Here is a 22,107-nt window from a genome sequence, read left to right on the forward strand (position 1 = left end):
TAGTAGAACCGGTGTTCGGTAATATTGGCACGACGAAGAGGCTGAGCCGCTTCAGCCTACGGGGCAAGAAGAAGGTGCAAGGTCAGTGGAAGCTCTACTGTATGGTGCACAATATTGAGAAGTTAGCGAATTATGGTCACTTGGCCGCTTCATGAGGGGCTTTGAGCGGGTGATGTTGCTTTGTGAGCGCAAAATACAGTATTTAACGCGCTTTGGCTGGGCGCTCAAGTGGCTGAATGCCAATATTAGTATGACTCAGCCAGGTGGCTGGTTGAGCCAAAAAATTAGGACGCCAGGCGATAGAAGTGCTCGAAATCGGGTTTTTCTACAGCCTCGTTATGGGGTAATCCGTTTCCGCCAAAAGCCTGGTTTTCTTGAGTGGTGGGCAAAAGCAACGACGATGAAAGTTTGGTTTCTTTCGATGGTTATGAGCGAGAAAGGGAATCTATAAAGAATGAGCTGTTTTGCTCCGGATTCTGCCGCTTTGTGGGGGACTGGAACCAGCGGGGGATTTGGTTCCTCAAGCAGCCTTATTGCTTGCTCAAATGCATCAATCAGGCGTTCTCCGAGCCCAACTTCCTCCTGCTCATACCAGGCAGCGGCTTCTTCCAATTCCGCAGCAGCTTCCCTGCTGACACTTACTCTCAAAATTATCAGCCTCTGATTCGATCTCTGGCGCGGGACAGGACTTCCTCTGCATCAAGCAGCTCTGCTTCTCCCGAATCAATCTTTTGGATTCTTCGGCGAATTTCACGGTCCCACGCTTCTGCAACACCTTCATCTGCAGGGCCGTCCAAGCTTGCCACCAGATCTTTGGCCAAAGCGGCACGCTCCTGTTCGGAGAGCGTCATGGCAGCATTTCTGAGGGTTTCGAGTTCGAGCGCAGTCATTTGATACCCCGCGGAGATAGACACGAGTAAATGATGCAGGATGTTTCAACCCATAACAAGTGGCAGCACTGTGACCGCTTTTCCGCCGCGCTGCGGCTCCAAACCGGCACGTGTGACGTCGGGTTGAGTCAAAAAATTAGGACGCCAGGCGATAGAAGTGCTCGAAATCGGGTTTTTCTACAGCCTCGTTATGCAGAACGTTCGTCTTGACGTACGTTCCCTAAGGCGTACACTTGGTGAAAAGTTGAACACGCAAGAGGTGCGTCATGACCGGAATCACAGCAACAGAGGCGCGCAGCAACCTTTATCGGTTGATTGATGAAACTGCCGAGTCCCACCAGCCAATCGTCATCATGGGAAAGCGGAACAAAGCTGTCTTGGTATCCGAGGAAGACTGGTCGGCCATTCAGGAAACACTTTACCTGCTCGCCGTACCGGGCATGCGTGAGTCTATTCGTGAGGGGATGGATACCCCCGTGGATAAATGCGATGAGGAGCTGGACTGGTGACATGGAAGTTGGTTTACACCAAGCAAGCTCAGAAAGATGCAAAGAAACTGGCCTTCAGCGGTCTCAAGCCAAAAGCCCAGGAATTGTTGGCACTGATAGAAGAAGATCCATACCGCAAGCCGCCTCCGTTTGAGAAGCTCATTGGTGATCTTGCGGGGGCCTATTCACGCCGCATCAATATTCAGCATCGTCTGGTTTACCAAGTGCTCGACGACGAACGGGTGGTGAAAGTTCTCAGGCTTTGGAGCCACTACGAATAATGCATAACCAGCCGCTGTTGCCGGACAATTTTTCCACCGCTGCGCGGTTCCAAAATTGCCGCAAAGCTCCGCGTTATGCAGTCATTCCCATACCTCATTAACAAGCGTCACGTGACGCAATACGCTTTGTTTCATGATCAAATCCTTTGCTGACAAAAGAACCCAAGAACTTTACTCCAAAGGCAAGTCAAAGAAATTTCCTGCGGATGTTGCGCCGAGAGCAGCTGGAAAACTTGAATACGTGGATCTGGTCGTACAGCTGGAGGATTTGAAAGTGCCGCCCAGCAATCGACTTCCCCTATTGTCCGGAAACAGGCAGGGGCAGCACGCAATTTCAATCAATGATCAGTGGCGTATCTGTTTTCGTTTTGAAGATGGTGATGCGTACGAAGTCGAAGTGTGTGACTACCACTGAGTGAGGTGATGATATGGCGATTCTTAACACTACCGGTATGCAGCGCAAGCCCACCCATCCTGGTGAGATGCTGAGAGAGGATTTCTTGCCGGACTATGACCTGACAGTTGCAAGACTGGCTGAGTCTCTGGGTGTCTCGCGCCAGTCAGTTAATGAGCTATTGCGAGAACGTCGTGCTGTCAGCCCTGAAATGGCGCTCCGGCTTGCGCGTTTGTTTGGTAACTCTCCGGAGTTTTGGCTGAATGCACAGCGCGCTATTGATCTATGGACGGCAGCCCAGTCGGTGAAGGAAGAAGTTGATCGGATTAAGCCATTAAACGTTGCATAACCATGCCATGCACCGGATGTCAGACCCTCCGCTCCGCCGCGGTTTTGTCACCGGTGATGGCGGGCCACTCACCACTCATTGCCTCACAAAATGGAGATGGTCACAAAATCAATGACTCTGATTCCATTGATTTAATTTCCGTTTGCGATATTAACCGACTCTTCGATCTCCATTTTGAGACGACCGACCTTGTCGGTGGCCCACTCCTGTGCATCGTCACCAAAGACGAAACGGGCGGGTGGCTCGTTCGACATGCCGAGGGAGACGATTTGTTCTGCGAGCATGACCGGATCACCAGGCTGGTTATGATTGGCGGCGGCGATAAACGAGCGGAACTGTCGGGTCGCTTCTGCATAATCGGGAACGTCGATATCACCGTGCTCGGCTGATTTGTCGTCAAGGAAATCGGTTCGCAGCATGCCCGGCTCAACCACCATCGATGTGATATTGAGGGGTGCCAGTTCCTGTGCAAATCCCTCGATCCAGCCCTCAACTGCAAATTTTGACGATGCGTAGATGGATCCTCCTGGGTTGGCGAGCAGCCCGTTAACGGAGGAGATGGTGATGAGGAGGCCTGATTGGCGCGCACGCATGTGTAGCACCACAGCACGGGTTACGTTCATCGTGCCGAAGACATTCACCTCGAACTGACGCCGCACTTGTGCGCTGCTGATCGTCTCGAACCAGCCGAGCTGTGCTTGGCCAGCATTGTTGACCAACACGTCGATCGTGCCAACCCGATCCGCTGCCTCCTGTACCACGGCGACGGCCGCATCTTCGTCCGTAATATCGAGTGCTAGCGCGTGAAGTCTGCTGTTGGGTCCAAGTGCTTCCGTAACGTCGTTGGCAGACCGAGCCGTAGCGACGACGGTTTCACCAGCAGCAAGCGCCGCCCGGGCGATCTCCAGACCTAACCCACGACTTGCGCCCGTGATGAGCCAGTTTCTAGCCATGAGGTGCTCCCTATCTATAATGTTGTTACATAGTAGGCCCTCTAATAAATCATGATAATCTGCTTATTAGTTATAGGGTCTATAAGGAGAGCTAACGAATGCGCCCAAGCCTGCTCGGCGATCTGGAAATTTTCCGCATCATCGCTGCTGAAGGCAGTTTTACGCGCGCCGCTAAGCGGTTGGGCGTTACTCAGTCGGCGCTCAGCCAAACGCTCAAGCGGTTGGAGGAAGACATTGGGATCAGGCTGCTGGCGCGCACGACGCGCAGTGTTTCGCCGACCCATGCCGGCGCCCGTCTGCTGACAAAACTGTCGCCGGCGCTTGATGAACTGACCAACGAAATCGAGTTGCTCGCCAGCCTGCGCGATGAACCGATCGGTACGGTCAGGGTGAGTGCCGGGAAACACGCGGCCGACACGATTCTCTGGCCAGCGCTGAGTTCTTTGATTCGACAGCATCCGGGTATTGACGTTGAGGTCTCCGTCGAAAACGATTTCGTGGACCTCATCGCGGGCAGGTTTGACGCTGGCATCCGACTGGGCGAACGGCTTGAGAACGATATGGTGGCACTGCCAATTGGCCTTCAAATGCGGGTCGCTGTTGTCGCTGCGCCCTCTTATCTCTCGCAACACGGTACACCCAAACAACCTTCCGAACTGTCCCAGCATGCCTGCATCAGCTTCAGAAATCGCAGCGGGGAGTTATCACCCTGGGATTTCGAAAAGGATGGCCGCAGCCTCACGGTCAAGCCTGGCCGAGGCCCCATTTTCAACGACAGCGATTTGATGGTTGCCGCGGCAGCCGAGGGGTACGGCGTTGCTTACATCCTTGAGGACATCGTTAGCAGGCAAATAGCGTCTGGTGCGCTGGTGCGTGTGCTGGAAGAGTGGTGTGAGCCGTTCGCTGGTTACTACCTCTACTACCCGAGTCGCCGACAGCAAACGTCCGCCTTCACACACTTCAAGAATGCACTGCGGGACGTGGTTTCGTTGAGTTAATAGGGTAAGGTTAGCGCGGGATGATGAGCCACAGGATGTGCCTATGACGACGATTGATACCATCAGATTTCCGCGACTCAAGCTCGGCTTGCTCCTGTTCCTTGCAGGCATACTCGGTGTAGTTGCCTTAACCGTTACGGTGCTTCCCCAGGTGTTGGGCGACGCGTCACTCCCTTTACCCTTGTGGTTGGTGTTGGCGGCGAGCATCGCGCAGAGCGGGCTCCTTGTCGCGCTTGTCGTGTGGTTGGGCGTGTTGCTGGCACCGAAGGTCGGCCTCAGTGCGCCCGCGTTTGAGGCAGCGGTAACCCGTCAGCCGGTAGCCGCAGCACTCCGACCCCAACTGTTCCCCGGGCTTCTTTGCGGGTTGCTGGGAGGGCTTGGGCTCTTTGCGATTGGCGGCTACGCCCCTGCGGAGCTTGCTGACGTGGAGCAGCCGTTTACCGTGCCACTCGTCGCCCGGGTTCTCTATGGCGGTATCACGGAGGAACTGCTTTTACGGTGGGGGCTAATGACGGTGCTGGTTTGGATGGCGTGGCGACTCTTGCAACGTCGAAAAGGGACACCACAGATCGTCTATATCTGGTTCGCCATTGTCGTAAGCGCACTCTTATTTGGCGCAGGCCACCTGCCCGCTGCTGCAGCCCAGGTCGGCGAGTTGACGGCTGACCTGGCAGTGTTCGTCGTCGGCGCGAACGCTGTCTTTGGGGTACTTTTCGGCTACCTGTTCTGGCGATACGGCTTGGAGGCGGCGATTGTCGCTCACGCCTTTGCGCATATGGTGAGCCATGTCGTTAGCATTGTAGTGGCATGAGAATGCAGGGGGCGCCAGAAAGCGTCACACCTTTCGTTTTCACAAAAGGTGCACCGCTATCCGGCACCGCTGAACGCCGATGTTAAAGACGAACCGTTGTCCGCTCTGAGTCGATGACCGAAGCGCTTCTATCTCCAGATAGAAGCACTTTTTTTACAACAAAAACTTACCTGCCGTAACCGAATCTTCCTTGTTATCGAACGTCGACGGTAACCTAGGCGATGCTAGCGTTGATCTTGAAAATCAGGACGGTACCGATCCGGTCTATGGTGTCGGTGCGCAGCTCAACTTCGACCCCTTCCTGGTCCGTGCCGAATACGAGCGCTACGACTTTGACAGCGACTACAAGATCGATACCTTTACCGCGTCAGCCGGTTTCCGCTTCTAACCGTCAATTTGTTTTGCCATGAACGATATCAGCGCCGGGGTTCGCCCCGGCGCTTCCGTTTTATCTCACGCAACCCTCCTATACTTCCAGGCGGTACGCTGTCAGCGCGTTAAGGCGCTGGTCTAGCTCAGGCTCATAACCAATATCGGCCGCGTTACGATGCAACTTGCACTGATCGTGCTGTTATGAATGCCAACGTCTCTGGCAAATTGTCGCTGGCACATACAGTAAACAAGGGAGCGCCTATGAACCTTCTATTCATCTGCAGCGAAAATAGGCTACGCAGCCCAACGGCGGAAAATGTCTTTTCAGCTTATCCCGGTATCCGGGCAATCGGCGCTGGCACAGGGGCACATGCGCAAACGCCCGTTTCCCGGGGCTTGATAGAGTGGGCTGATATCATCCTGGTGATGGAAAAGCACCACCAGGATGAGGTCGCCAGGAGGTACAAGGACGCTTTGAAGGGGAAGAGGTTAGTCTGTCTGGATATTCCTGATCACTATGAATTAATGCAGCCCGAACTCATCAAATTGCTCAAGGAAAGGGTGCCAGAGTATGTGCGATTATCTTCCGTCGAAACATAGCTGGGGCTAGGCTGGGCGCGGCTATCACCACTTTGGCATCGATGATGTCGAATCTGGTTTGGCCTGAAATTGAGCTAGAGCATGCTGCATCGCTTAGGGCTGCGGAGAAAGCCCACTTTCATAGTTTTGAAGCCGTTGAACTCCATGCTCGTTCGGAGCGCTTGAACTGATTGCTATCGGCGCACTGGGAAACACTGCATAATCATTATTAACACTCACAAGGCTCGTGGGTTTTCCAATGCAATGGAAGGCAATATGGAAAATATCTCCAATAAAAAGAGGTCTATTATGAAAAAGATAATTGCTGTCCTGTTCGCTTCAATGATGATTGTTGGCGTCGCTCATGGCCACTCTGGCGGTACTGATAAAAACGGTTGTCACGCCGGTTCTAAGCCTTATCACTGCCATTAACCAGTAGTTAGCTGCACTGTGGACAAGGTTTCTCCTCGGTTCAGTGTTACCCCGTTGGTCATGGTTGGTCATGCGGACGACGCTGAAAGACTATGGCTTAGACGCTATGCTCTTCCAAACTATCCCTAACAGCGCAATCACCAACACGGCGAACAGCGTTGTTGCGCCCGCCGAACCCAACACCTGCAGGGTCAGGCCAGAAATGAGCAGCCAGAGCGCGGGGATGATGACGGCGATCCAGAGGGCGACACCCCGCAACATGATTAGCACCAGCCCCAGCGTGGTCACCGCCGTGGGGTCGGCGTGGATGCCGAATACTTCCGCCTGGTACCAGGGACCGCCGCTCAGCGGTGCCATCAGCGGCATAATGATCAGGCCGTAGAGGGCGATGGCGATGCCTATCGCAACCGGTGGGTTTGTTGCGCGTGGTGCGTTATCCATGCTCCATCCCGTTAGCGCCATCAGTATCAGCAGCATGGCCTGGGCGATGAAGGCATAGCCAACATAGCCCCCGGCCCAGTTGAGTTCTGCATAGCGCTGAAAGAAAAACGCCACGGCGACAAAGGCCCAGAGCGGGGCGGGCAGCAGGCAGGCGAGTCGCGTGCGGTGTCTTAGCGCCAGTGCCAGGGTGGCGCCGCCGAGGGTGAGGGTCAGCAGGTGCAGCGGCCAGAAGGTTTCGCCCATGCGCTCCAGCAGGCGGAAGTACACCTCCGCCGTGAAGGGAATAAAGTCCTGTAGCCGGTAACTGGTCCAGGCGTTCATAGCGACTCGATATAATCAGCCATCCGCTGCCGGGCATCGGCCGAGGGCATAAGAGAGTGGCCGGCGCACATGTTCTCGCGCATGTGTTCGACCTGGGTGGTGGCGGGTATCGCGCAGGTGATCGCCGGGTGGCTGACGATGAATTTCAGCAGGAAGTCCGCCCAGGTTGTGCAGCCGCATTCCTCGTTGGCCCACTCGGGCAATGCCGCGTTACGCTGCTTGAGATGCTTGATCAGGTTGCCGCCATCGTAAGGACGGTTGGCGATCACGCCGATGCCGCGTTCTTCCGCCAGGGGCAGTAGCCGGTTTTCGGCCTCGCGGTGGGTGATGTTGTAGGTGAGCTGAACGAAGTCGATATCCTCTGACGACATGATCTGCTCCACCTTGTCGTGGCGGCGCCCGTGGGAGGTGGTAATGCCGACATGGCCGATAACGCCTTCGGCCTTCATTTCCTGCAGCGCGGCCAGGTGCTCGCGCCAGTCGGTCAGGTTGTGCACCTGCACCAAGTCGAAGTGATGCACCGTCCAGCGGTCTTTCAACTCCGCCACCTGCTCGCGGGCCGAGCCACCGGCAGGGCTCCAGACTTTCTCGGCGGAAAATAGGCTCTCGGGCGTGCCAAGTTGTTGCAGGGCATAGCCCATCACATCCGGCGCCGAGCCGTACATGGGTGAAGAGTCGATCAGGCCGCCGCCATGCTCGAAAAAGGCCTTCACCACCTCGGTGCGCGCATCAAGCAACGTCGGGTCACTGCCAACGTTGAATGTTCGCCAGGTGCCCATGCCGATCACGGGCAGCGTTTTATCAGTACCTGCAAACGCCTTCTGATGCATCCCACCCGTGTTGGCAAACAGCGGCACGCTTGGCAACATCGTGGCGGCCAGCGTGGCGCCGATGAGCGTAAGGCTTTCTCGGCGCGTGATGCGATGCTTGATGAGATAGCTCATAGCGGTCGCTCCTTCCATTTTTTGGGGATCGGCACCGTGGCCGCCAACACCAGCACAAAGCAGGTCAGCACAAACACCTTATTCACAAACCAGTTGGTACGCCATATCGACCACTCGGGGTCATTGAGAAAGCGCACGAACAGGGTGCCAATGATGAGGATTTCAATGATGGACATGCCCACCGCCAATGCGCGCGTGTAGCGGGGCTGTTTGAGCAGCGCCCAGCCTAGCCAGACATGGGCCACTGGCCAGAGATCCCAATAGATATACCGCGCCCAGGGCTCGCCGTATGCCAGCGCATAGCCAACGGGAAACAGGTATTTGATGAACAGCGTCCACGCCGCGAGGATAAACAGCAGGTGGGCGAGAAAGCGTATCCAGGCATTGGGTTGTGGGGCGGGCAGTGGCATGACATCGCTCCATTAAAGGGGGAGCCTGATGTTGAATGCGCGGCTGTAAAGCCGCCTAGCGAGTATCAACGGGTCGCCCGGAAACCCCAGGCGACCCTTGGCAACGTGGTACTCATATCAGAGTGCATTGCACAACATCTCACTTTTCAAAGATCAGCGCGTCCGGGTTGGCGCCCAGCTCTTTCAAGGCTGCCATGATGCTCTCGTTGAACGGGTCCGGGCCGCACACGTAGAAGGCTTGGCTCATGTCCTTGATATGCGATGTCAGAAAGGCCTTGTCGATGACGCCATCGGTGACGACATGGTCGCCGGACGGCTTTTCGTCGGTGATGACGTTGATGAACTGGTCTCCCAGCATCGTCTCGAATTCTTCCTTGAGGATGATATCGCGCTCGGTCTTGTTGGAGAAGATCAACTGGTTGTTGCCGATCTCGCCCTTGCGATGCAGGTCGCGCAGAATGGCGATAAACGGCGTTACGCCCGCACCGCCTGCCAGGAACACACCTTCGTCCTTGTATTCGATGGTGCCCCAGGGCTCGCCAACGATCAGCGAGTCCCCCTCCTTGAGCTGGCCGATCTGCTGGGTGACGCCCTCGTGGTCCGGATAGATCTTGATGACGAACTCCAGCCACGGATCAGACACCAGCGAAGAGAACGTGAACGGCCGTTTCTCGTCGGTCCACCCTTCACGATTGACGGCGACCTCGGTCGCCTGGCCAGGCGTAAAGGTGTATCCCTCAGGCTTGGCAAGCCGTATCTGTTTGACATCATGAGTGAGATTGCGGATTTCCTGGATTTCGAGTGTATGGTCCATACTTCGCCTTATGCCTCTCATCGTTAGGTTGCAATACGTCATGTTGGCCGTGGGAGCGTCGGGTTGCAAAGCCGGGCATTAAACGCAAGGAGACACCATGGATAACGCAGTGTATTGGTACGCGGTTGTGTCAGTGCTGCTTTTTTTGAAGATGTTCGCGATTGCCGTGTATCAAGGGTTTCATCGCATCACCAAGATGACTTTCAAGACCCCCGAAGATGCCGCCTTTGTCGGCAGAGACGCTGCGAAAGAGGAATTGCCCCAGGTGCAAAGGGCCGCTCGTGCCTGGTCAAACGATGTCGAAAATATCCCCATCTTTCTGGCGCTTGGGGTTGCCTATGTGTGGGTGGGCGCTGCGCCAGGCTTGGCGGCCTGGCTTTTTTTGACGTTTACCGGCGCCCGTTACGTGCACACCTTGTGCCTGCTGGCAGGCCTTCAGCCATGGCGAACGGTCGCTTATTTCGTCGGCGTGGGGTGCATGTTTGTGATGTGTGGCCTGATTATGTCGGCACTTCATTGAAACGACCCAAAACAGAGCACCCACGCTTTCCCAGCGCCCTGTTGTAACCGATAAGGGGTATGCAATACCTCAGGCAGGCTCGGGCGCTGCTCTGGCCCCTCGCAAGTAGCTGACGTCAGCCCGTGGCGGCGAGCCGAACATGCGGCTATATTCGCGGCTGAACTGGGAGGGGCTTTCATAGCCAACCCGGTAGCTGGTGGTGGCTGCTTCCAGCCCTTCGGCCAGCATGAGTCGTCGGGCTTCGTGGAGGCGCAGCCTCTGTCGGATAACAAGCATGATCCGTTCAAATCTATGAAATAGCCTGTTCATGGGCCATTATGATGGCAAGAAATAAATAGATAACCGAGACCCCGCAATGTTTAAAAACCGTTTACTAAGCCGTACATGGCGCTGGGTGGCGATTGGGGCCATGCTACTGATGGTCAGCTATGTGTGGATGTGGCATCCGCCTGAAGTGCTCAACCTGCGGCGCTGGGTGGGTGAGGCCCCGAACCATCCCTTAGTGATTGGCTCGGTGATTTTGATCATGGCGGTGACGTTGGGTATTGGCCTGCCGGGCGGTATCGGACTGTGGCTGATTGCCCCCTTTTACGCGCCATTGGCGGCGACACCGATGCTGATTGTCGGCAGCGTAGCGGGGGCGCTTGGCGCGTACTACTTATCGACTCGCTTCGGTGACCGCTGGACGCTCTCTGGGCGGGCTTATGGTGTCTTGAAGCAATTAGAGACACGTAGCGATTTTTTAACACAGTGCGCCTTGCGTGTTTTGCCTGGTTTTCCTCACGCGATCATCAATTTTGCTGGTGGCCTGTTGCGCTTGCCGCTGATGACTTTTGTGATGGCGGCTCTCATCGGCCTGGGGATGAAGTGGGCTGTTTACGCCAGTGCTATTTACGGGACATTGGAAACGGTAGAAAAGGACAAGGCTATCGGCCCCAGCGTGGTCCTGCCATTAATTGCACTAACGTTGCTGCTCCTCGCCGGGGCATGGTTCAGACGCAAAAGTTATGTACGTCATGATTCTGGCTGAACTTCATCAGGCTATTCGGGACAATGATCTATGTGTCAGAGTCATTAAAACCCTGCCATCCATTCCCAAAGCTGATGATAGAGCGGAATACCTATCAGCACATTGAAGGGGAAGGTGAGTCCTAACGACGCCAGCATGGCAAGGCCAATGTTGGCGTCTGGAATTGCGGCGCGAATGGCGACGGGGGCGGCAATGTAGGAGGCGCTGGCGGTAAGACTCGCCAGAATCACCGCGGAGCCAGCGGGCAGCCCAAGCCAGTACGCCATCATCAAACCCAGGCAGGAGAGCGCAACGGGCGCTGCCAGGGCAAAGATGATCAGGCGGCTGTGTCCCCAGCGCAGGCTGCGCAGCGTCTCTGCTGCCACCAGGCCCATTTCCAGCAGGAACAGCGCCAGTATGCCCTGGAAAGCATTGGTGTAAAGGCTGGTCACCGATTCGCCGGCATTCGGCCCGTATAGCCAGCCGATCAAAACGCCGCCGACCAGCAGGATGACGCCGCGATTGGTCAGCGTCTCGTGCCACAGGCTCGACATGCTAGTGGCAGAACCTGCCTGGCTAAAGCGACGATAGAGCAAAATCCCGAGCATAATCGCCGGCAGTTCAAGCAGCACCAGATAAAGCGTTACCTGCCCGCCGGTTATCAGGCTGTGCGCTTCGGTATACGCCAGAGCGACGGCGAAGGTGCCGGCGCTAACCGAACCGTAGTGGGCAGCAAGGCTGGCGCTGTCTGCCAAAGATAGCCGCACCAGATAGCGAACAACGGGGAAGATGATCAACGGGATTAAAATGCCCAGCAGGGTAACCCCGGCAAGCTCGATGAGCAGGGCAATATTCAGGCTCCCATGCAGTGCCATGCCCCCCTTGAGGCCAATGGTCAGCATCAGCAGCAGGCTCAAGATGTCGTAAGCGGCTTTGGGAATGCTGAGATCGGAGCGCACCACACCGGCGACAACACCTAATATAAAGAACATGACCACAATATCCGGCACGGCAAATCTCCTTGAAAAGCTGGGGTGAATGAACAGTGAGACTACCTTAGCGATCCTAACGGATTGATGAAAGCAAATAAGCTTTATATAGTCATAGAGGATTATCTATGGTGTAAGCGATGAAAGTACGACAACTGACCTTCCGCCTGCTGCAGGTCTATGCCGATGTGGTGCGCACAGGCTCGATTACCGCCACTGCCAATCGGCTGCATCTGACCCAGCCGACGGTGTCTCAGCAGCTGAAACGGCTGCGGGAAATTGTCGGCGAACCCATCGTGCGCCAAGTAGAGGGGCGCGTAGTCCCCACCGAGGTTGGTCAGGCGCTCTATCAGCTAAGTCAGGACTTGCTCAGCCGCACCGATGTGTTCAGCCAGTATCTGGACGAATACAACCGCGGCGGCCGCGGCCATTTCAGTATTGGTTTAGTGAATACCGCCCAGTACGTACTGCCGCGGCTGTTGGGGCCCTTCAGTCAGGCTAACCCCCAGGTAGATGTCACGGTGGAGATCGGTAACCGTCAGCAGATGCTCAATCGCTTCGAGCGCCACGAAGACGACCTCTACGTATTTAGCCACCCGCCTTCAGAGGCTAATGTGATGGCCGCGCCTTTTCTGAGCAATCCGCTGGTGGTGGTAGGGCCTGAAAATAGCCGCTGGGCTAATGTAAAAGACCTCACCATGGAGTCGTTGAAAGACGAGCGTTTCCTGCTGCGTGAACCGGGCTCGGCGACCCGGCATACCTTTGATGCCTGGCTATACAGCGCAGGCATTGAGCTGCGCGCTACCCAACAGATTGCCAGTAACGAGGCGATCCGCCTGGCGGTGGCCTCTGGCATGGGGCTGGCGGTGTTGTCGCGCCATGTGGTGGCGGATTCGCCCAAAGGCGTTCAGGAGCTGCCCTTGCAGGGGTTTCCGCTGAAAAGCCGCTGGCACTTCGTGGTGCGTCGAGAGCGCCGTCTACCGCCTGCCGCCTATCGCTTTTTAAGCTTTGTACAGGCGTGGCTGGCGCTCGAGTTTAATGAGCCCGAGGGAGAACTTGCCGTCGCTGAACTGTTGCGAACCCTGGACACCGAGAGGCGTTAGCTTACTTATTCGACGCGTCACGGGCTGCCTGCAACAACTCAAGGACATCGTCATCGCTGGTCTGGGTAAAGTCCCGGTAGTGCTCGCCCACGGCGTTGAAGGGCTCGGGGGTTGCCAGGCAAATTACATCGTCGACATCGCCAGCCAGTTCATCCAGTGTCGAGGCCGGGGCAACGGGCACGGCCAAAGTGACAGTGGCAGCCCCCGCCTGCTGCAGTGCCCTGACGGCTGCCTTTGCCGTGCCACCGGTGGCGATACCGTCATCTATCAGTAGTACCCGGCGTCCGCTCACGTTCACCGGCGCTCGGTCGCCTCTGTAGACGTGGCGACGGCGGATAATCTCGCGCTTTTGTCGTTGTATTTCCTCTTCAATATAGCGCTCGGGTACCTGCAGCATCTCCACCGTCTGCGAATTCATCACCACCTGAGATGGATCGCCATCCACCACCGCGCCGATGCCGAACTCGGCATGCCCCGGTGCACCCAGCTTGCGTACCACCAGGATATCCAGCGGCAGTTGAAGATGCATGGCCACTTCGTAGGCCACGGGCACACCGCCGCGCGGTAGGGAGAGAACGACGTCGTGGTGTTGGCCGGTCAGTGCGTTGGCGAGTTGACGTCCTGCGTCATGTCGATTTTCGAAGCGCTCTTGACGGTTAGGCATGAGTAACTCCTGAATACCCTATCGGTGGGCGCCCGCCACGCTATAGACGGGGCTGGGTGTCATCACACGATGGATTAACGCTCCTTAGACTATAGTAAGAGGTAGTGGCTTATCCAAGCCGGGTCGGTTCTTCATCGACCACTAGTGCGGTAACCCTTGTGAAGGAGGCCAGACGAGCGTCTGGCCGAATGGCATCAACGCCTCGGGCTGGAGCAGTGATGCAGGCAGGTAGGCGCTACCGGGCGTGTGCCTGCCGGTATAGCCACCACGTATCTACCCCAAACGAATAGGCTAAAGACAGTAGGGCGCTTAATGCCAGCATTTCCGCAACGTCGGAGGAGGTCAGCGGCGTCAACGCCAGCAGCAGCGCCACCACCTGCCAGACGCATACGGTTTTGCGGCGCATGCTGGCAAACAGCGGTTGGGTCAGCCAGGTGAACCGCCAGCCAGCGGCCACAAACAGGTAGCGCATCCCACCAATCAGCACTACCCACCCGCTGATCGATTCAAGCCACAAGCCCACGCAGAGCAGCATGATCAGCAGGGCATCCAGCTCCATATCAAAACGCGCGCCGAACGGTGAAGCGCTTTGCGTGCGGCGTGCCAACCAGCCGTCAACGCCGTCCAGCAACAGAGCGAGTATGGCAATGGCCAGCCAGAGCCATATGGCAGCCATGAACGCCTGGTTGGCCAGTGCCCCCGCCACCAGCGCGACCAGCACCGCCCGGGCCAGTGTCACCCGGTTCGCCCAGCCCAGCAGGCCATGAGGCCAGTAAGTCGTCACTAACCCACCGATTAGCGCATAACAAAAAAGGGCAACGCCCCAGTTAAGCGGTCCGGCTAACAAACCAGGCAATAACCATCCTGAAAGAACCAGTGCGATGACGCCCAGAAAGACTTCCGTGGCCGTTTGCCAGCGCCTGGTGGTTGTAACAGTCGGTGTGTTGGTGAACAAATACATGGCACTCCTGCCATCACGATCGTTGCATCGATAAAATAATTCGATGCAAATATTTTTATATGTACCATTCTTGTAGAAGAAGGTAGGGTTGTCTAGTCTGCAACATCGAATATCCGATTGTTTAACGCTACGCTAGAAAGGTGCTGTCAGTGAACACAATTCGACACCAGCTTGATCTAACTGGTTCGTCATTGCACATCGGCATACCCCAGGAGAAGCGAGCGGCACAAGGAAGGAGTGCTGATGAGCAACAGCAATAACGCGACGGCGTTCTGGGTGACCCACCCAGGCCGTGGTGAACTCAGGCATGAGACATTGCCAGCGGCGGGTGAGGATGACGTTCTTGTGCGTACCCTCTATACCGGGATCAGCCGTGGTACCGAATCGCTGGTATTCAATGCCCGCGTGCCGGAAAGCGAGTTTGCCCGCATGCGAGCCCCCTTCCAGGCGGGTGATTTTCCCGCGCCGGTCAAATACGGTTACGCCAATGTGGGCCATGTTCTGCAGGGTCCGCCCAAGCTACTGAACCAGCGCGTATTTTGTTTGTATCCCCATCAAGACCACTTCGTGGTGCCCGCGTCGGCGGTGCTACCGCTTCCAGATGCCTTACCGGCCGAGCGCGCCGTGCTGGCCGCCAACATGGAAACCGCGATCAACGGTGTCTGGGATGCCGAACCTGTACTGGGCGAACGGATCAGTGTCATTGGTGCGGGCGTCGTTGGCGCGCTGGTAGCCTATCTATGCGCCCGGATACCCGGCGTCGAGGTGCAGTTGATCGATATCAACCCCGACCGCGAATCGCTGGCAGCGGCGCTTGGCGTGCCGTTCAGCCTGCCTGAAGCGGCCAGTGCCGAACGGGACTGCGTGATTCACGCCAGCGGCCACGCAGACGGCCTGCGTCAAGCGCTGAGCCTGGTGGGTAATGAGGGGCGCATCATCGAAATGAGCTGGTTTGGTGAAGGCGAGGTAGCGGTGCCACTTGGTGGTGCTTTTCATTCCCGGCGGCTTACCCTGCGTGCGAGTCAAGTGGGTCAATTGCCGCCTCGCTTGCAGCCACGCTGGGATTATCAACGGCGGCTCCGCCTGGCACTGAACCTGCTGGTGGATGATCGCCTGGATGCCCTGATCAGCGGGGAAAGCGACTTTACCCGCATGCCTGACCTGGCTCCCGCGCTGTTTGCATCCAGCAGCACCGAGCTGTGCCATCGTCTGCGCTATTCCCACTAACGCTAAATATGACAGGAGTGTCTATGTACCGCTTATGTGTCCGTGATCATTTTATGATTGCCCATAGCTTCAAGGGTGACGTCTTTGGCCCAGCCCAGCGCACCCACGGCGCGACCTACGTGGTGGATGTCATCTTCCAGCGACCCGAGCTGGATGATGACGGTCTGGTCATTGATATCGGCTTGGCGGGTGAGACGCTTAAAGCGGTCCTGGCAGGCTACAACTACCAGAACCTGGATGAGGTGAATGAACTGCAGGGTCACAATACCACCACTGAATTCATGGCCAAGGTGATCTATGACCAGCTTGCTGCCGCGATCAATGCAGGCGAGATGGGCAAGACGGCCCGAGGACTGACCCATCTCGAGGTCAAACTGCATGAGTCGCACGTGGCGTGGGCGAGCTACGAAGGCGCACTATGAACCAGCGCTTTAGCCTGATAGTGGCTGGCGACCCAGGCCAACGCACCGGCGGCTACCTTTACGATGCCCACATCGTTTCGGCGCTGCGGGCACAGGGTTGGGTAATCGAGGTGATCGGGCTGGACGGAGCGTTTCCGGATGCCGACGCCGCCGCGAACCAGGCATTGGCGGGCGCATTGGCGGCCCAGCCCGATGGCGCGACGGTCGTCATCGACGGTCTGGCCATGGGCGCATTGCCCGAGGTGGTGAACCGCCACGTGGACCGCCTGGCCATTACGGCACTGGTGCATCACCCGCTGGGCGATGAACTGGGCCTGGACGCGGATGACCAGCAGCGGCTTCACCAAAGCGAGTTGCGCGCCCTGGCGGCTGTCCCGCGGATTATCGTGACCAGCCACTTTACCGCCCGCCGATTATCGGCGCTGGCGGACGAATACAGCCTACCGCTGGTCGCCGCTGTCAGCGTTGTCGAACCCGGCGTTGAGCAGGCGCCGGTGAGCCCTGCCTGCGCGCCGGGTGAGCCACTGAACTTGTTGTGCGTGGCGACCTTGACGCCCCGCAAAGGGCAGGACGTGCTGATTGAAGCCTTGGCCGGGCTCAAGGCGAGCCGCTGGCGCTGCGACTGCTTCGGTGGCGCACGGGATGCTGAGTTCACCCTCCGCTTGCAGTATCTGATTGAATTTCATGGCCTGGAGAGGCAGGCCACCCTGCATGGCGAGTGCGACAGCGACACCCTCGAAGCCGCCTACCATAACGCTCATGCCCTGGTGCTGCCTTCCTGGTACGAAGGTTATGGCATGGTGGTGACCGAGGCGCTGGCCCACGGCCTGCCCGTCATCACCACGACCGGAGGGGCACTACGCGATACCTTGCCCGCCGGTGCCGGTTTAAGCGTTGAACCCGGCGATGTCGAGGCCTTGCAAAGCGCTATCGAGCGGTTCTGTGACGATGCCGACCTGCGTGCCTCACTGCGCCAGGGAGCCATTGAGGCCCGCCAGACACTCAAGGACTGGCCCGCCGCGGCCGAGGCATTTGCCCATGCGCTGGCGGCAACACCGGCGCCCCTGGTGTCGGGTAGCGAATTTCCTGCCTCTTGGTTGGCGCTGCGCGAGCCGGTGGACCACGACTCACGCTCCCAACGCCTTGTCACGCTTGCCAATGACTGGCTGTCTGCCTGTCCCACGCCTCATCGGCTGGTGGACCTGGGCTGTGGCCGGGGCAGCAATGTGCATTACCTGGCACCTCGTCTAGCTGGCCCGCAAACCTGGACCCTGATCGACCACGACGCCACCTTGCTTGGCGACGCCCGGGCGCGGGTGATGACGTTGCGGGATGCAAACGGACAGACCATCGCTGCCGACACCGAGACGGCCTCTTTCGCCCGTCTCGACACCCCGGTGTTGAACGGCGCGCACCTTATCACCGCCTCGGCACTGCTCGATCTGGTTTCGAAGTCCTGGATTGACCAACTGGTTGCCCACTGCACTGCGCATCGTCAGGGAGTGCTCATGGCGCTCAGCGTTACCGGTGACTGGTGGTTTACCGACCGCCATCAACGACCGATTGCCGATGACGACGATCAATGGGTGCTCGATCTTTTTCGTGCCCATCAGCAGCGCGATAAAGGCCTTGGCGGTGCCCTTGGTGGTCGCGCGCATGCCACCCTTGCGGCTGCTTTTAAGGTGGTGAATTACCGCGTTGAAGAAGCGGATACGCCGTGGCAGTTATCGGCGGGTAATCCTGTCCATCAGCCACTGATGGCGTCATTGATCGAGGGCTGGGCGTCGGCGGCCAATGAACACGCGCCCCACGCCACCGGCCGCATTGCCGACTGGGCCGCCCAGCGCCGCCAGGCCGTCGCCAGCGGTGAGCTTGGCATCTGGGTAGGCCACCGTGATCTGCTGGCCTTGCCCCAGGAAGCACAACCCCAGGGGGAGGCGTAACACCATGGTCAATGCGCAGTGGTGGCACTCCCCGTGGCTGCGCCGCGTGGTCGTCAGCGGCTTGCTGCTGGGGGCCGTTGCACTGTGGGTCGATCCTCGGGCGATTGTCGCGCAAGTGCAGCGATTCTCCCTTGGCTGGGTGCTGTTGGCACTACTGATCAGCGTCGGTCAGGTCGCTCTTAGCGCCTGGCGGTGGCAGCTAACCGCCAGGTTGATCCAGGTGCCCATGCGTTTCGGTTATGCGCTGCGCGAGTATTACCTGGCCTTGCTGGTGAACCAGCTATTGCCGGGCGGCGTCTTGGGTGATGCGGGGCGTGCTCACCGGCATGCCAGCCAATCCGCCTCAAGGGGGCGGGCGTGGCGCGCGGTGATTATCGAGCGGGTCTCCGGCCAGGTGGCCATGGGGTTGCTGACGCTCGTGGCGCTTGCGCTGTCGCCGCTGTGGCATGCAGCGCTTGGCTGGTCGGTGTGGTTATCCATCGGTGTTGCCGGGGCGCTGTGTGTGGGAGGTATCTCGGCGCTCGTCGGTCTGGCACGTAAAGGGTCGATCAACGTGCCTGGCTGGTGTCTGTCCGTTGGCCGGGATATCCAGCGCGGCCTGTTAACGGCGGGTGTCTGGCCTCTTCAGTTGCTGTCCTCGCTGACCATTGTACTCAGTTATGGCCTGGTCATGGTTTGTGCGGCGCGGGCGATCGGCGTTGAGCTGCCGGTGTCGAGCCTGTTGGCTCTGGCACCGGTGGTGCTACTTGCCATGCTGGTGCCTTTGTCGGTGGCCGGTTGGGGCGTGCGTGAAGGCGCCGCAGCAGGCGTCTGGATGTGGGTGGGCTTGCCCGTCGCCCAGGGCGTGGCGGTGTCGCTGGCCTACGGTGTCGTCGTGCTGCTCGCCAGTTTGCCGGGCCTTTGGGTGGCCATCGGCCGCCGCCATGCGGCACTACCCCCCGAAAGTGGCCGGGCGCAGCAGGACGTCGAACAGGGTGTCTTCGCCACAACGGAAGGTTCGCAGCGCGGGGCGCAGCGCAGTGTCCAGCGTTTCAATCGGTGTCATCTGCAACCCAGGGCGCCCCGAGCCAATCAGCAGCGGCGCAACAAGCAAGTGCAGCCGGTCGACCACGCCTGCCTCGATAAACTGAGAGACGGTAATCCCGCCGCCCTCGACCAGGATCCGGCGCAATTGGTGCGCGTCGAGCAGTTCAATGACATCACGGGGTTCGAATTGGCCTCGGTCATTCAGCGGCAGCACGCAGCGCGTCACGTTGGCAGACGGGGCGGGAGGCGTGGCATCCGGCCCGATCACATGCAGGGTGGGCGCCACGCGGGTCTGAAACAGTTGCCGGTCCATCGACACGCGGCCACGCGGGTCGAGTACAACGCGAGTGGGGTTAACGCCGCTAACGTGGCGCACGGTCAACTGCGGATCATCCGCATCGGCGGTACCGGCACCGATAACCACGGCATCGGCAAGCCCCCTCAGTCGGTGCAGATGCACAAGGCTCGCCCGCCCGTTGATGTAGTGGGAATGACCGCTCTGGGTGGCAATGCGTCCGTCCAGGCTTTGTCCCAACTGCGCCACCACCCACGACGCCGTCGTTGCCAGGGGGGCCAGGCAGCTCGCCAGCTCGCTGGCTTCAGTGGCCATCGGGTTCCCATCATCCGGGAGTTGGCCTGCCAGCAGGCGCTGCCAGGTGGCGTCCGGGATGACGTCAGTGTCGGGGCTCAATCGATTCGTACGTTCCATGGAGTCGGGCATGACGCCTCCGTTCGGGATCAATCGTTGCATCATGCGGTGCACGGCGACCCGGCGCAAGCGCCACTCGCCCGTCACGCCAGTCAGCCAGGAGGCTTCTATGTATCACATTGAACGCGCCATCTTTGATATTCGACGAGGGCTCCCCGTGGTGGTGAAGTCGGGCGATCAGCAACTGCTGGTTCAGGCCCTGGAGGGCGGCGAGTCGGTGAATGAGCTGACCCGGCTCTCAGGCTCGCGGCCTTCGCTGGTTTTGACGCGCCACCGTCTGGAAGCCATGGGGGTGTCGATCACCTCCGATGCTGCCTACCTGCCCCTGGCAGCCCAGATGGACGAGGGTGCCCTGCATACGCTGGCCGTCGCCCAGGTGGCGCCAGGTGATGCGCCGACCCTGCTGAGCGGCTTGCAGCCAGCGGGTACTGCCGAGCGGGCTGCCCTGGCGCTGATGCGTCGAGCCCTGCTGATCCCTGCCGCCCTGATTGCCGTGGTGGGCGACAAGGCCGCTGAAGGAATCGCGCAACAGTTGGCGAAGGGGGAGCTGCTGGCCGTTGATGCCAGCGATGCTGAGTCCTGCCTGAATGGGGCACCGGGCATGCTCAAGCGGGTCAGCGAAGCTCGCATTCCGTTAGAAGATGCCGCCGAGAGTCGGTTTGTGCTGTTTCGTGAGCCGGATGGCCTGCGTGAGCATGTGGCCGTGGTCATCGGCCGACCCGAGGCGCACACCGAGGCCGTGCCGCTGCGCATGCACTCGGCGTGCCTGACCGGTGACCTGTTTGGTAGCCTGCGGTGTGACTGTGGCGAGCAATTGCGTAACGCCGTCGCCGATATCGAGGCGATGGGGGGCGGGGTGCTGCTGTATCTGGCTCAGGAAGGCCGGGGAATCGGCCTGGCCAACAAGCTTCGCGCCTATACCCTGCAGGATGATGGTCTGGACACTGTCGATGCCGACCAGATGCTGGGCTTTGGCGATGATGAACGCGATTACGCCGTGGCGGTGGATATGCTGCATGCGCTGGATATTTCCCGCGTGCAGCTGCTCACCAATAACCCGTTGAAAATGCAGGCACTCAGTGAAGGCGGGATTGAAGTGGTCGCTCGTCAGGCACTGTACGGCCGCTTGACCGATCAGAACCATCGTTACCTCAATGCCAAGGCCACCCGAGCCGGGCACTTTTTGGAAGAGGTGTTAAGTAGTAAGTAGTAAGAGATAAGTAGTGAGAGATAAGAGGTAAGTTGTAATAAGTTGTAAGAGGTAAGTCGCTATCGCTAAGCCTTTTCAAGTGGTGGCAGGTTGGCGGTTTCCGCCACGACCTTGGCGAGTAGACGGGCGTAATGATGAACCAAACGTGCGCCCAGTTCGGCCGTCGCCAGGCGGGCATCGCCCGCTACACCCTGGTGGCTTAGATCTTCCGCCAGCCAGGCGAAGGCCGCAGCACCCTCTGGCCCAATTAGGGCATCGTCTTGAGCAGCAGCCAGAGAGGGCGCTTGATAGCCCTGCAACTGCACCAGCGTAGGTGCCAAATGCAGCATCATGGCGGTTTCCAGCGCGCCACCGTGCAAGCCTTTGCGCAATTCATCGGCGTCAATGGCCCCTTCAAGGGGCGGCAGGCGGGTGTAAGTCGCCTTGACCACACGCATTCCGTGGCGGCGGCGCAGCGTCAGCGAGGCCAGATCCATCACCGCCTTGTTGCCGCCGTGGCTGTTGATCAATACCAGGCGCTCTATCCCCGTGCGGGCCAGGCTATCGCCGTAGGCTTCGAGGGTGGCAATGGCTACGGGGGCGGGCAGACTGAGCGTGCCGGGATAGCTGGCATGTTCATCGCTTGCGCCAACGCTGATCGGCGGCAGACAGATGACTTCCAGCGATGGCGATAGCTGCTCGAGCATCGCGCTTTGCAGGCCTTCGCCAATCATAATATCTGTGGCTAACGGGAGGTGGGTGCCGTGCTGTTCAACGGCGCCGAGGACCAATACGGCTACCGGGTCGCGTTCGGCGACTTCGGCTAGCTGGGGGGCGGTAAGTTGCTGCCAGTGGTGGATCATGGGGT

The 22,107-nt window shown here is 58.5% G+C and carries 29 protein-coding genes and 2 pseudogenes; 18 read left to right on the forward strand and 13 right to left on the reverse strand.

Annotation, left to right across the window (positions count from 1 at the left end; translation table 11 throughout):
* Positions 1–155: transposase (locus BMX75_RS16400; RefSeq protein ID WP_175474761.1), on the forward strand; the 155-nt coding region annotated here is incomplete at its 5' end.
* Between the two features lie 181 nt (positions 156–336).
* On the opposite strand, the gene BMX75_RS16405 is transcribed toward BMX75_RS16400, so the two are convergent.
* Both BMX75_RS16405 and BMX75_RS16410 read right to left on the reverse strand, forming a co-directional pair.
* Entirely contained in the window at positions 337–648 is a 312-nt protein-coding gene (locus BMX75_RS16405) for a type II toxin-antitoxin system RelE/ParE family toxin (protein ID WP_281244592.1), read from the reverse strand.
* Positions 649–653: 5 nt separating this feature from the next.
* Positions 654–890, reverse strand: coding sequence for an addiction module protein (locus BMX75_RS16410; RefSeq protein WP_092829760.1), 237 nt, complete (start codon positions 888–890; stop codon positions 654–656).
* A 266-nt stretch (positions 891–1,156) separates the two neighbouring features.
* Between BMX75_RS16410 and BMX75_RS16415 the strand changes: the two genes are divergently transcribed.
* The 4 genes from BMX75_RS16415 to BMX75_RS16430 all read left to right on the forward strand — a co-directional run bounded on the left by BMX75_RS16415 (position 1,157) and on the right by BMX75_RS16430 (position 2,402).
* Complete coding sequence (locus BMX75_RS16415; RefSeq protein WP_092829762.1) at positions 1,157–1,399, forward strand: type II toxin-antitoxin system Phd/YefM family antitoxin; 243 nt, start codon at positions 1,157–1,159, stop codon at positions 1,397–1,399.
* Entirely contained in the window at positions 1,396–1,659 is a 264-nt protein-coding gene (locus BMX75_RS16420) for a Txe/YoeB family addiction module toxin (RefSeq protein WP_092829764.1), read from the forward strand. The genes BMX75_RS16415 and BMX75_RS16420 overlap by 4 nt, the downstream gene beginning before the upstream one ends.
* A 133-nt stretch (positions 1,660–1,792) precedes the next feature.
* Positions 1,793–2,074 (forward strand): type II toxin-antitoxin system RelE/ParE family toxin, encoded by a 282-nt coding sequence (locus tag BMX75_RS16425; protein WP_092829766.1) that lies wholly within the window; start codon positions 1,793–1,795, stop codon positions 2,072–2,074.
* 13 nt (positions 2,075–2,087) lie between these two features.
* Entirely contained in the window at positions 2,088–2,402 is a 315-nt protein-coding gene (locus tag BMX75_RS16430) for a HigA family addiction module antitoxin (RefSeq protein ID WP_092829768.1), read from the forward strand.
* Positions 2,403–2,533: 131 nt separating this feature from the next.
* On the opposite strand, the gene BMX75_RS16435 is transcribed toward BMX75_RS16430, so the two are convergent.
* Positions 2,534–3,355 (reverse strand): SDR family NAD(P)-dependent oxidoreductase, encoded by an 822-nt coding sequence (locus BMX75_RS16435; protein ID WP_092829770.1) that lies wholly within the window; start codon positions 3,353–3,355, stop codon positions 2,534–2,536.
* 98 nt (positions 3,356–3,453) lie between these two features.
* Here BMX75_RS16435 and BMX75_RS16440 point away from each other — a divergent pair, with 98 nt between their 5' ends.
* The 5 genes from BMX75_RS16440 to BMX75_RS17995 all read left to right on the forward strand — a co-directional run bounded on the left by BMX75_RS16440 (position 3,454) and on the right by BMX75_RS17995 (position 6,547).
* Entirely contained in the window at positions 3,454–4,353 is a 900-nt protein-coding gene (locus BMX75_RS16440) for a LysR family transcriptional regulator (RefSeq protein WP_092829772.1), read from the forward strand.
* Between the two features lie 43 nt (positions 4,354–4,396).
* The gene (locus tag BMX75_RS16445) at positions 4,397–5,164 is read left to right on the forward strand and encodes a CPBP family intramembrane glutamic endopeptidase (protein WP_175474762.1); all 768 of its coding nucleotides are present in this window, start codon (positions 4,397–4,399) and stop codon (positions 5,162–5,164) included.
* Between the two features lie 190 nt (positions 5,165–5,354).
* Positions 5,355–5,552 (forward strand): porin family protein, encoded by a 198-nt coding sequence (locus tag BMX75_RS16450; RefSeq protein ID WP_092829774.1) that lies wholly within the window; start codon positions 5,355–5,357, stop codon positions 5,550–5,552.
* A gap of 245 nt (positions 5,553–5,797) precedes the next feature.
* The gene (locus BMX75_RS16455) at positions 5,798–6,136 is read left to right on the forward strand and encodes a low molecular weight protein tyrosine phosphatase family protein (RefSeq protein ID WP_092829776.1); all 339 of its coding nucleotides are present in this window, start codon (positions 5,798–5,800) and stop codon (positions 6,134–6,136) included.
* 255 nt (positions 6,137–6,391) lie between these two features.
* Positions 6,392–6,547 carry a YHYH domain-containing protein gene (locus BMX75_RS17995; protein WP_245748615.1) on the forward strand — a complete coding sequence of 52 codons (156 nt, stop codon included), beginning with the start codon at positions 6,392–6,394 and terminating at the stop codon, positions 6,545–6,547.
* 90 nt (positions 6,548–6,637) lie between these two features.
* On the opposite strand, the gene BMX75_RS16460 is transcribed toward BMX75_RS17995, so the two are convergent.
* From BMX75_RS16460 to BMX75_RS16475, 4 genes are all read right to left on the reverse strand, one after another.
* Positions 6,638–7,309: an MFS transporter permease gene (locus BMX75_RS16460; RefSeq protein WP_092829778.1), complete on the reverse strand. Its 672-nt coding sequence runs from the start codon at positions 7,307–7,309 to the stop codon at positions 6,638–6,640.
* Positions 7,306–8,253 carry an aldo/keto reductase gene (locus tag BMX75_RS16465; protein WP_092829780.1) on the reverse strand — a complete coding sequence of 316 codons (948 nt, stop codon included), beginning with the start codon at positions 8,251–8,253 and terminating at the stop codon, positions 7,306–7,308. Before BMX75_RS16465 ends, BMX75_RS16460 begins: the two co-directional genes overlap by 4 nt.
* Entirely contained in the window at positions 8,250–8,663 is a 414-nt protein-coding gene (locus BMX75_RS16470; protein ID WP_092829782.1) for a hypothetical protein, read from the reverse strand. Before BMX75_RS16470 ends, BMX75_RS16465 begins: the two co-directional genes overlap by 4 nt.
* A gap of 139 nt (positions 8,664–8,802) precedes the next feature.
* Positions 8,803–9,477: an FAD-binding oxidoreductase gene (locus BMX75_RS16475; protein WP_092829784.1), complete on the reverse strand. Its 675-nt coding sequence runs from the start codon at positions 9,475–9,477 to the stop codon at positions 8,803–8,805.
* Positions 9,478–9,574: 97 nt separating this feature from the next.
* On the opposite strand from BMX75_RS16475, the gene BMX75_RS16480 reads away from it, so the two are divergent.
* A complete protein-coding gene (locus BMX75_RS16480) occupies positions 9,575–9,997 on the forward strand; it encodes an MAPEG family protein (RefSeq protein WP_092829786.1) in 423 nt (140 codons plus the stop codon).
* A 69-nt stretch (positions 9,998–10,066) separates the two neighbouring features.
* On the opposite strand, the pseudogene BMX75_RS16485 reads toward BMX75_RS16480, so the two are convergent.
* Positions 10,067–10,297 (reverse strand): annotated as a pseudogene (locus BMX75_RS16485) (helix-turn-helix domain-containing protein); the annotation flags it as partial.
* Positions 10,298–10,352: 55 nt separating this feature from the next.
* Here BMX75_RS16485 and BMX75_RS16490 point away from each other — a divergent pair.
* Positions 10,353–11,027 (forward strand): VTT domain-containing protein, encoded by a 675-nt coding sequence (locus BMX75_RS16490; protein ID WP_092829788.1) that lies wholly within the window; start codon positions 10,353–10,355, stop codon positions 11,025–11,027.
* 44 nt (positions 11,028–11,071) lie between these two features.
* On the opposite strand, the gene BMX75_RS16495 is transcribed toward BMX75_RS16490, so the two are convergent.
* Complete coding sequence (locus tag BMX75_RS16495; RefSeq protein ID WP_092829790.1) at positions 11,072–12,016, reverse strand: sodium-dependent bicarbonate transport family permease; 945 nt, start codon at positions 12,014–12,016, stop codon at positions 11,072–11,074.
* Positions 12,017–12,135: 119 nt separating this feature from the next.
* On the opposite strand from BMX75_RS16495, the gene BMX75_RS16500 reads away from it, so the two are divergent.
* Complete coding sequence (locus tag BMX75_RS16500) at positions 12,136–13,098, forward strand: LysR family transcriptional regulator (RefSeq protein WP_092829792.1); 963 nt, start codon at positions 12,136–12,138, stop codon at positions 13,096–13,098.
* Position 13,099: 1 nt separating this feature from the next.
* Here BMX75_RS16500 and BMX75_RS16505 read toward each other — a convergent pair whose 3' ends face one another.
* A complete protein-coding gene (locus BMX75_RS16505; RefSeq protein WP_092829794.1) occupies positions 13,100–13,762 on the reverse strand; it encodes a phosphoribosyltransferase in 663 nt (220 codons plus the stop codon).
* Positions 13,763–13,997: 235 nt separating this feature from the next.
* Positions 13,998–14,723, reverse strand: a complete 726-nt coding sequence (locus BMX75_RS16510; protein ID WP_092829796.1) for a CDP-alcohol phosphatidyltransferase family protein — start codon at positions 14,721–14,723, stop codon at positions 13,998–14,000.
* Positions 14,724–14,966: 243 nt separating this feature from the next.
* On the opposite strand from BMX75_RS16510, the gene BMX75_RS16515 reads away from it, so the two are divergent.
* The 4 genes and pseudogenes from BMX75_RS16515 to BMX75_RS18270 form a co-directional block, all read left to right on the forward strand.
* Positions 14,967–15,950: a zinc-dependent alcohol dehydrogenase gene (locus BMX75_RS16515; protein ID WP_092829798.1), complete on the forward strand. Its 984-nt coding sequence runs from the start codon at positions 14,967–14,969 to the stop codon at positions 15,948–15,950.
* Positions 15,951–15,973: 23 nt separating this feature from the next.
* Positions 15,974–16,372: a 6-pyruvoyl trahydropterin synthase family protein gene (locus tag BMX75_RS16520; RefSeq protein ID WP_066318779.1), complete on the forward strand. Its 399-nt coding sequence runs from the start codon at positions 15,974–15,976 to the stop codon at positions 16,370–16,372.
* Entirely contained in the window at positions 16,369–18,315 is a 1,947-nt protein-coding gene (locus BMX75_RS16525; protein ID WP_092829800.1) for a glycosyltransferase, read from the forward strand. Before BMX75_RS16520 ends, BMX75_RS16525 begins: the two co-directional genes overlap by 4 nt.
* A 4-nt stretch (positions 18,316–18,319) precedes the next feature.
* A pseudogene (locus BMX75_RS18270) lies at positions 18,320–19,195 on the forward strand (lysylphosphatidylglycerol synthase transmembrane domain-containing protein); the annotation flags it as partial.
* A gap of 51 nt (positions 19,196–19,246) precedes the next feature.
* Here the strand turns inward: BMX75_RS18270 and BMX75_RS16535 are convergent.
* Positions 19,247–20,095, reverse strand: a complete 849-nt coding sequence (locus tag BMX75_RS16535) for a RibD family protein (RefSeq protein WP_340148053.1) — start codon at positions 20,093–20,095, stop codon at positions 19,247–19,249.
* A 64-nt stretch (positions 20,096–20,159) separates the two neighbouring features.
* On the opposite strand from BMX75_RS16535, the gene ribA reads away from it, so the two are divergent.
* Positions 20,160–21,260: a GTP cyclohydrolase II RibA gene (gene ribA / locus BMX75_RS16540; protein WP_092829802.1), complete on the forward strand. Its 1,101-nt coding sequence runs from the start codon at positions 20,160–20,162 to the stop codon at positions 21,258–21,260.
* A gap of 65 nt (positions 21,261–21,325) precedes the next feature.
* Here the strand turns inward: ribA and BMX75_RS16545 are convergent, their stop codons facing one another.
* Positions 21,326–22,102 carry a creatininase family protein gene (locus BMX75_RS16545; RefSeq protein ID WP_092829804.1) on the reverse strand — a complete coding sequence of 259 codons (777 nt, stop codon included), beginning with the start codon at positions 22,100–22,102 and terminating at the stop codon, positions 21,326–21,328.
* Between the last annotated feature and the right edge of the window lie 5 nt (positions 22,103–22,107).

The organism is Vreelandella subterranea (assembly GCF_900111305.1).
Classification (GTDB): Bacteria; Pseudomonadota; Gammaproteobacteria; order Pseudomonadales; family Halomonadaceae; genus Vreelandella; species Vreelandella subterranea.

Coding starts and splice junctions, on each gene's coding strand:
- BMX75_RS17995 (WP_245748615.1), top strand. CDS start 6,392: ATGGAAAATATCTCCAATAAAAAGAGGTCTATTATGAAAAAGATAATT.
- BMX75_RS16475 (WP_092829784.1), bottom strand. CDS start 9,477: ATGGACCATACACTCGAAATCCAGGAAATCCGCAATCTCACTCATGAT.
- BMX75_RS16455 (WP_092829776.1), top strand. CDS start 5,798: ATGAACCTTCTATTCATCTGCAGCGAAAATAGGCTACGCAGCCCAACG.
- BMX75_RS16435 (WP_092829770.1), bottom strand. CDS start 3,355: ATGGCTAGAAACTGGCTCATCACGGGCGCAAGTCGTGGGTTAGGTCTG.
- BMX75_RS16430 (WP_092829768.1), top strand. CDS start 2,088: ATGGCGATTCTTAACACTACCGGTATGCAGCGCAAGCCCACCCATCCT.
- BMX75_RS16480 (WP_092829786.1), top strand. CDS start 9,575: ATGGATAACGCAGTGTATTGGTACGCGGTTGTGTCAGTGCTGCTTTTT.
- BMX75_RS16490 (WP_092829788.1), top strand. CDS start 10,353: ATGTTTAAAAACCGTTTACTAAGCCGTACATGGCGCTGGGTGGCGATT.
- BMX75_RS16520 (WP_066318779.1), top strand. CDS start 15,974: ATGTACCGCTTATGTGTCCGTGATCATTTTATGATTGCCCATAGCTTC.
- BMX75_RS16525 (WP_092829800.1), top strand. CDS start 16,369: ATGAACCAGCGCTTTAGCCTGATAGTGGCTGGCGACCCAGGCCAACGC.
- BMX75_RS16545 (WP_092829804.1), bottom strand. CDS start 22,102: ATGATCCACCACTGGCAGCAACTTACCGCCCCCCAGCTAGCCGAAGTC.
- BMX75_RS16410 (WP_092829760.1), bottom strand. CDS start 890: ATGACTGCGCTCGAACTCGAAACCCTCAGAAATGCTGCCATGACGCTC.
- ribA (WP_092829802.1), top strand. CDS start 20,160: ATGTATCACATTGAACGCGCCATCTTTGATATTCGACGAGGGCTCCCC.
- BMX75_RS16500 (WP_092829792.1), top strand. CDS start 12,136: ATGAAAGTACGACAACTGACCTTCCGCCTGCTGCAGGTCTATGCCGAT.
- BMX75_RS16505 (WP_092829794.1), bottom strand. CDS start 13,762: ATGCCTAACCGTCAAGAGCGCTTCGAAAATCGACATGACGCAGGACGT.
- BMX75_RS16515 (WP_092829798.1), top strand. CDS start 14,967: ATGAGCAACAGCAATAACGCGACGGCGTTCTGGGTGACCCACCCAGGC.
- BMX75_RS16535 (WP_340148053.1), bottom strand. CDS start 20,095: ATGATGCAACGATTGATCCCGAACGGAGGCGTCATGCCCGACTCCATG.
- BMX75_RS16425 (WP_092829766.1), top strand. CDS start 1,793: ATGATCAAATCCTTTGCTGACAAAAGAACCCAAGAACTTTACTCCAAA.
- BMX75_RS16445 (WP_175474762.1), top strand. CDS start 4,397: ATGACGACGATTGATACCATCAGATTTCCGCGACTCAAGCTCGGCTTG.
- BMX75_RS16415 (WP_092829762.1), top strand. CDS start 1,157: ATGACCGGAATCACAGCAACAGAGGCGCGCAGCAACCTTTATCGGTTG.
- BMX75_RS16510 (WP_092829796.1), bottom strand. CDS start 14,723: ATGTATTTGTTCACCAACACACCGACTGTTACAACCACCAGGCGCTGG.
- BMX75_RS16460 (WP_092829778.1), bottom strand. CDS start 7,309: ATGAACGCCTGGACCAGTTACCGGCTACAGGACTTTATTCCCTTCACG.
- BMX75_RS16465 (WP_092829780.1), bottom strand. CDS start 8,253: ATGAGCTATCTCATCAAGCATCGCATCACGCGCCGAGAAAGCCTTACG.
- BMX75_RS16440 (WP_092829772.1), top strand. CDS start 3,454: ATGCGCCCAAGCCTGCTCGGCGATCTGGAAATTTTCCGCATCATCGCT.
- BMX75_RS16470 (WP_092829782.1), bottom strand. CDS start 8,663: ATGCCACTGCCCGCCCCACAACCCAATGCCTGGATACGCTTTCTCGCC.